The sequence below is a fragment of the Lederbergia sp. B243.17 genome (assembly GCF_057657925.1).
Window position 1 is genome coordinate 1 of record NZ_JBWBKF010000016.1, and the last position, 350, is coordinate 350.

The 350-nt window shown below is 46.9% G+C and carries 2 rRNA genes; both read right to left on the reverse strand.

The window, feature by feature from the left end:
- Positions 1-116 (reverse strand): 5S ribosomal RNA (gene rrf, locus AC0TWI_RS01305).
- A gap of 112 nt (positions 117-228) precedes the next feature.
- A 23S ribosomal RNA gene (locus AC0TWI_RS01310) occupies positions 229-350 on the reverse strand; the annotation flags it as partial.

Consider the following 350-nt stretch of genomic DNA (forward strand, 5'->3'; position numbering starts at 1 on the left):
GCCTGGCAGCGTCCTGCTCTCGCAGGGGGAAACCCCCAACTACCATCGGCGCTGAAGAGCTTAACTTCCGTGTTCGAGATGGGAACGGGTGTGGCCTCTTCGCTATCGCCGCCAGACAAAGTATGTAAGACACATTTGCTATTATAATGTCTTTTTATACATTTTTCAAGAGAAATTTTTCATTCTCTGAAAACCAGATACATGAGAAGGGTAAAACCGGAAAACTGTTTGATTAAGTCCTCGATCGATTAGTATCCGTCAGCTCCATGTGTCACCACACTTCCACACCGGACCTATCCACCTGATCATCTTTCAGGGATCTTACTGGCTTGCGCCATGGGAAATCTCAT